Consider the following 6125-nt stretch of genomic DNA (forward strand, 5'->3'; position numbering starts at 1 on the left):
GCGGTGGAGCGCCGCCGACCTGGCCGACGCCCGGTCCAGCGTGCTGATCGGGTTCCCCGTCGGCGGGTTCCTCGCCCTGTCGCTGATCGCCACGGCGGCGGTGGTGTACCACCCGGGCGGGACGGCGCCGGGCTCCCTCGCCCAGGTGGCGCAGCCGGCGCTCCTCGCGTTCGGGGCGGTGGGGCTGGCGGTGGCGGTGCTGGCGTTCTTCGCCGTGACCTTCGGCGCCGCGCTGGAGACGGGGCTGTCCGCCGCGTACGCCGCCGCGCAGTACTTCGGCTGGCAGTGGGGCAAGCGGGTGAGCCCGCGCGAGGCGGCCCGGTTCCACAGCGTGCTGCTGGTCAGCGTCCTGCTCGCCGTGCTGGTGCTGCTGAGCACGGTCGACCCGGTGACGCTGACCGAGTACATGCTGATCGTCAGCGCGGTGGTGCTGCCGCTGACGTACCTGCCGATCCTGATCGTGGCCAACGACCGGACGTACCTGGGTGACCGGGTCAACGGGACGCTGGCGAACCTGCTCGGTGCGGTGTTCCTGCTGGTGATCGTGGCTGCGTCGGTGGCGGCGATCCCGCTGGCGGTGGCGACGGGGATGGGCCGGTGAGGATGCAGCTCGGCCGGCAGCTTCTCGACCGGCAGATCGTCGACCGCGACGGGCGGCTGGTCGGCAAGGTCGACGACGTGGAGTTCGGCGTCGACGGCGACGGAGTGCCGTACGTGGCCGCCCTGCTGACCGGACCGGACGCGCTCGGGCGGCGCATCGGCGGCCGGTTCGGGCGGCTCCTCGTCGCGGCGGCCGACCGGGTCGCCGAGGACCGGCCGGTGACGCCGCTGTGTATCCCGTACCCGCTGGTGGAGCGGGTGGACAGCGCGGTGCGGCTGCGGGTCCGCCTCGCCGACCTGCCCGCCTCGCCGGTGGAGCAGTGGCTGCGCCGGCACCTGATCGACCGGATCCCGGGGGCCGACAGTGCGAGCGGGTGAGCTACTCGGCCGCACCGCGTACGACCTGCACGGCCGGCGGCTGGGCCGGGTGGTGGACGTGGTGGTGCGGGGCACGGTTCCCGACGGGCGGCTACGGCTGACCGACGTGATCGTCGCCGGACGCTGGTACGCCCGGCTGATCGGGGCGGAGCGGCACCTGTCGGGGCCATGGCTGATCCGCCTGGTGGCCCGGCTGCTCAGCGGCAGCAGCCACCAGGTGCCGGCGGACACGGTGCGGTTGGTGCCGCCGGTTCCCGGCTTCCCGTTCGGCGAGCCGGAGCCACCCGGGAAGCCGCAGCGGCCGGAAGCGCCGGACGGGTCCGGCTGAGCGTCAGTTCCGGGCCGGGTCGAGGGCGGGCTCGACGTCGGCGTCGGTGGCCGCGTCGCCGTCGGGCTCGGCTCGGGCGGCGACGCGGCGCAGGCGTACCGCGGTGATGGCCCGGTGGTCGATGTCGGCGACCTCCAGCTCCCAGCCGTCGATGGTGACGTCCTCACCCGGCATCGTGGGGATGTGGCCGAGCAGGGTCAGGACCAGGCCGGCCACGGTGGTGTAGTCCCCGGCGGGGCGACCGGGCAGCTCGACGCCGACGTCGACCATGTCGTGCACGGGGAAGGTGCCGGGCAGCAGCATCGCGCCGTCGGCCTCGGTGCGCACGGCGCGCGCGTCCCGGTCGGTCTCGTCGTAGATCTCGCCGACGATTTCCTCCAGGACGTCCTCCAAGGTGACGATCCCGTCGACCGCGCCGCGCTCGTCGACGACCAGGGCGATGTGCTGCCGTTCCGCCTTGAATTGGCGCAGCGCGTCGACCACCGGCAGCGAGTCGGGCAGCAGCATCGGCGGGCGGGCGCACTCGTCGACGGGTCGGCCGTCGGGCACCCCGACCAGGTCCCGCAGGTGGATCACGCCGACCGCGTCGTCGAGGCCGCCGTGGCGCACCACTGGCGCGCGGGAGTGCCCGGTGGCGGCCAGCACCAGCCGCGCGGCCTCCGCGGTGGTCCCGCTGTCGAGCGTGAAGACCTGCAACCGGGGTACGAGCACCGCGCGCAGCCGCCGGTCGGCGATCTCCACCGCCCCGGCGATGATGGTCCGCTGTTCCTTGGTGAAGCCGTGGTTGCCGGCGACGATGTCGCGCAGCTCGTCCGGGCCGATCTCGTCCGGCTCGTGCCTCGGGTTGAGCCCGACGAGGCGCACCACCAGGTCGCTGGTGGCGCCGAGCGCCCAGACCGCGGGGCGGGTGAGGCTGGCGAGCAGGTCCAGCGGACGGGCCACCAGCAGCGCCCAGCGCTCGGCGGCCTGCATGGCGATCCGCTTGGGGGCCAGCTCCCCGAAGACGAGGGTGACGAACGTCAGAACCAGGGTGACCAGCACGATGGCGACCGTCTCGGCGGCCCCGCCGAACACCCCGAGCAGCGGCACGAGGGGCTTGGCCAGGGAGACGGCCGCAGCGGCCGAGGCGAGGAAACCGGCCAGGGTGATGCCGATCTGGATGGTGGCGAGGAAACGGTTCGGGTCCTTGGCGAGGCGGGCCAGCACCCGGCCGCCCCGGCTGGTCCGCTCCAGCCGCTGGATCTGGCTGTCGCGCAGCGAGACCAGTGCCATCTCGCTGCCGGCGAAGACGGCGTTGAGGACGACCAGGACTCCGACCAGGGCCAGTTGGCTCCAGTAGCTCTGCACGCCCGGTTCTCTCCTCGCGGGACGACGACCCGGTCGGGTTCGACCGGCGGCACCGCCCGGCGGACCCGGGCCGGCGTAGGCCCCTCTGTGCCCCGTCGGCGGGTCGGCGAATCCTCCGGCCGCCTACCGGCCGGTCAGGGTCGGCGTATCCGCTGCCTTCCGCGCGGGCCGCCCGGTCAGGCCCGGTCGGCGGCGGGCAGGTCGAGCACGTACGCGCCGTCCTCGGCGCGGAAGCCGAGCCGGTGGTAGTAGGGGGCGACCATGTCGGGCGGGCTGACCACCCGGCGGAACCCCCGGTCGGTGAAGAGGCTGCTGCGCCGGTAGACGAACTCGCCGGGGGTGAGGTCGCGAAACGGCGGGGTGACGTAGTCGAGGTCGACCTGGGCGGTGTCGTCGCCCTCGGCGTGCGAGAGCACCACCCCGACCACCTCGTCGGCGCGGACCACCAGGAACGCGGAGCGGCGGGCGGTGTGCTCGCTCCAGTGGAAGCCGGGATTGAACCGGGCGATGTCGGCCGCGTGCACCCGCAGGGTGTGGGCCAAGAACTGGTCGTCGACACCGACCTCGACCACCTGGTACGTGCGCTCGTCGTGCCGGGTGGCGAGCATCTGCCGCAGATACCACATGTTGATCACGGCGAGCACGACGTTGAGGCCGACCATCGGCCACACGGCGAGGGCGGCGTTGTAGCCGATCAGCACTAGACAGCCGACGAGGTTGAGCGCCCGTAGCCGCAGCAGGCGCGCCTGCAACAGGGACCAGACCAGCAGCGCCGAGCCGGTCCAGCCGACCAAGTCCAACCAGTTCACCTTGTGAGACTAGTGCCTGCCCAGCTCAGCCCGGCTGCGGGGCGGCGCCCGGGCGGGCGCTGACCGTCAGTCGGCCAGTTCGAGGACCCACTCCTCGACGACGGCGCGGCGGCCGTTGGCGTACCCGGAATCCTCGCCGCACACGACGAAGCCGCACTTGCGCAGCACGGCGAGGGAGGCGGCATTGTCCTTGGCGGCGCGGGCGCGCAGCGGGCGCTGCGGCACCTCGGCCAGGAGCGCGGCGAGCGCGGCGGTGGCGTGACCCCGGCCCCAGCGGGCCCGGTCGATCCAGTAGCTGACCTCGGTCTGCTCGCCGACGGGGAAGGCGGCCACGTGGCCGACGACCGCGCCGTCGACGGTGACGGTGCGGTTGACGATCGCCGGGTCGGCGCGGATGCGCCGCCAGTGCGCGTCGAACGCCGCCCGGTCCGCCGGGTCGGCGGGGCCGAACGCCGCCACCCAGTTGGCCTCGGCGTCCTGCTCGAAGGCGAAGAAGTGCGGCAGGTCGTCGTCGCGCACGGGGCGCAGGCGCAGGTCCTCGGCGGTCGCGGCGGGCGGACGCAGATCCTCGGCGGTCACGGGGGCAGGGTACCGGCGGGGTCCGACAGACCGGAACCTCCCGCCCGGTGTGCGTTCCTTCCGGCCCTGTCGACGGCCCGGCGCGGATTGCTACCACGAGGGGGACGACGTTCCCGCACGGCCGACGCGTCGTCCGACTATCGGCAGGAGGCTCACCATGACCGCGATCCTCGACCGAAGAGTCCGGGTGGTGGTCCGGGGACCCTGCCGCGAACTTCGTGGACGCCTACCTGCGGCGGGACCCGGCCAAGGGCGCGGGCGAACCTGGCCAAGGCCCTGGCACCCGGTTCGTGGTGTTACTGGCCGGCTGCCCGTTGCGCTGCCGGTTCTGCCACAGCCCGGACACCTGGTACCGCCGCAGCGGCCGGCACCGCACCGTCGACGAGCTGATGGCCCGGGCCGAGCGGTACCGGCGGCTCATCCCGGTGGCCGGCGGCGGGGTGACGATCAGCGGCGGGGAGCCCCTGCTGCAACCCCGGTTCACCGGCGAGGTGCTGCGCTGCTGTCATGCTTTGGGCCTGCACACCGCCCTGGACACCTCCGGATTCCTCGGGGCGCGCGCCGACGACGCCCTGCTCGACGCCACCGACCTGGTGCTGCTGGACGTCAAGTCGCGGAACCCGGCGACGTACCGGCGGGTGACCCGCACCGGCGAGATCGGCCCGACCCTGCGGTTGGGCCGCCGGCTCGCGGCGCGGGGCACCCCGATCTGGGTCCGGTTCGTGCTGGTGCCCGGCCTGCAACGGGTGAAGGTGTTTGCCGTTCCACGTCGTGGCAGGATCGCGGCTATGAGGGAATCACGGGGTTCTCGGCAGCTCCTGGGCCGGCTGACGCGGACGCGGGCGACGGGTGCGGCCGCCACCGGCGCCCAGGCGACCGGGGCGCGGGCGACGGGTGCCCGCGCGGTGGGGGCGATGGCCGTCGGAGCGATGGCCGTGGGCGCGATGGCCGTGGGCGTCGTCGCGATCGGTCGGCTGGTGATCCGCCGGGCGGTCATCCGTGAGCTGCGCATCGGCCGGCTGGAGGTCGACGAGTTGATCGTGCACCGCCGCCTCGGCGGCGACGGCACCCGCGGCTCCACCGATGGTGGGTGACGGCGCGCGGGACATGGCGGCGGATGCTGCGGGACAGCACATTGTTCGGGTGCATGCCGGTCGTGGGCGGGGGCCACGCCGACAATGACCTGTGATCGAGCCGGGAGAGCTGATGGACCGACCTGTCGTGGTGGGGGTGGACGGATCGCCGTCGAGCCTGGTCGCCGCCGAACACGCGGCGCAGCAGGCCGCCTGGCGATCCCGGCCGCTGCTGCTGGTGCACGGCTACCTGCACCCGCTCGGCTACGGCGTGCCAATCAACCCGTACGACCTGGGGGTGCCCGCGCCCACCGAGGAGTCCCGGCGGATGCTCGACCGGACGGCGGCCGAGCTGCGCGGGCGCTGGCCCGGCGTCGACGTCGAGGCACGGCAGGTGGCCGGCGGTCCCGCCGCGACCCTGGTGGAGGAGTCCCGCCGGGCGGAGCTGGTGGTGGTCGGCAGCCGGGGGCTGGGCGGCTTCGCCGGTTTGCTGCTCGGCTCGGTCAGCGCCCAGGTGGCTGGGCACGGGCGCTGCCCGGTGCTCGTGGTACGGCCCGAGGAGCAGGCGATCCCGGTCGACGCCCCGGTGGTCGCCGGGGTGGACGGGTCGCAGCCGGGGCGGCTCGCCGCCGTTCTCGCCGCCGACGAGGCGGCCCGCCGGGGCACCGGCCTGGTGCTGGTGCACGTGGCGACGGCCGACGACGCCCGCCCGGTGCCGAACGAGGTCGAGGAGCCCGGGGCCGCGTCCCGGGCCGAGTCCGCGGACCTGCTCGACGCGACCGCCGCCGAGGTCACGGCCGCCCACCCGGACCTGGCCGTCGAGCGACGGCCGGTGCGGGCGGCCAAGCCCGAGCGGGTCCTGATCGAGTTGAGCGGGGACGCGGCGCTGGTGGTGGTCGGCTCTCGCGGACGCGGCGGCTTCAGCGGGCTCGTGCTCGGCTCGGTCAGCCAGGCGCTCGTACAGCATGCGCACTGCCCGGTGCTGGTCGCCCACCCGCAGCCGGCCGACGC

Annotated in this window: 8 protein-coding genes; 5 read left to right on the forward strand and 3 right to left on the reverse strand. The window is 74.5% G+C overall.

The window, feature by feature from the left end:
• The 3 genes from E1258_RS28810 to E1258_RS28820 all read left to right on the forward strand — a co-directional run.
• Positions 1–601, forward strand: a 601-nt coding sequence (locus E1258_RS28810) for a divalent metal cation transporter (protein ID WP_165949927.1), incomplete at its 5' end; no start/stop codon positions are given.
• 2 nt (positions 602–603) lie between these two features.
• Positions 604–978, forward strand: a complete 375-nt coding sequence (locus E1258_RS28815) for a hypothetical protein (protein ID WP_243715760.1) — start codon at positions 604–606, stop codon at positions 976–978.
• Positions 965–1306 carry a PRC-barrel domain containing protein gene (locus E1258_RS28820; protein WP_132406672.1) on the forward strand — a complete coding sequence of 114 codons (342 nt, stop codon included), beginning with the start codon at positions 965–967 and terminating at the stop codon, positions 1304–1306. Before E1258_RS28815 ends, E1258_RS28820 begins: the two co-directional genes overlap by 14 nt.
• Before the next feature lie 3 nt (positions 1307–1309).
• Here E1258_RS28820 and E1258_RS28825 read toward each other — a convergent pair whose 3' ends face one another.
• The 3 genes from E1258_RS28825 to E1258_RS28835 all read right to left on the reverse strand — a co-directional run bounded on the left by E1258_RS28825 (position 1310) and on the right by E1258_RS28835 (position 4041).
• Positions 1310–2653 (reverse strand): hemolysin family protein, encoded by a 1344-nt coding sequence (locus tag E1258_RS28825; RefSeq protein WP_132406674.1) that lies wholly within the window; start codon positions 2651–2653, stop codon positions 1310–1312.
• A gap of 176 nt (positions 2654–2829) precedes the next feature.
• Positions 2830–3462: a hypothetical protein gene (locus E1258_RS28830; protein WP_132406676.1), complete on the reverse strand. Its 633-nt coding sequence runs from the start codon at positions 3460–3462 to the stop codon at positions 2830–2832.
• 66 nt (positions 3463–3528) lie between these two features.
• A complete protein-coding gene (locus E1258_RS28835) occupies positions 3529–4041 on the reverse strand; it encodes a GNAT family N-acetyltransferase (protein ID WP_243715759.1) in 513 nt (170 codons plus the stop codon).
• Between the two features lie 218 nt (positions 4042–4259).
• On the opposite strand from E1258_RS28835, the gene E1258_RS35610 reads away from it, so the two are divergent.
• On the forward strand, positions 4260–5135 hold the full coding sequence (locus E1258_RS35610) for a radical SAM protein (protein ID WP_305847282.1): 876 nt from the start codon (positions 4260–4262) through the stop codon (positions 5133–5135).
• A 112-nt stretch (positions 5136–5247) separates the two neighbouring features.
• On the forward strand, positions 5248–6125 hold an 878-nt coding region (locus tag E1258_RS28845; RefSeq protein ID WP_132406678.1), incomplete at its 3' end, for a universal stress protein.

It is taken from the genome of Micromonospora sp. KC207 (assembly GCF_004348615.1).
In the GTDB taxonomy this organism is placed as follows: Bacteria; Actinomycetota; Actinomycetes; order Mycobacteriales; family Micromonosporaceae; genus Micromonospora.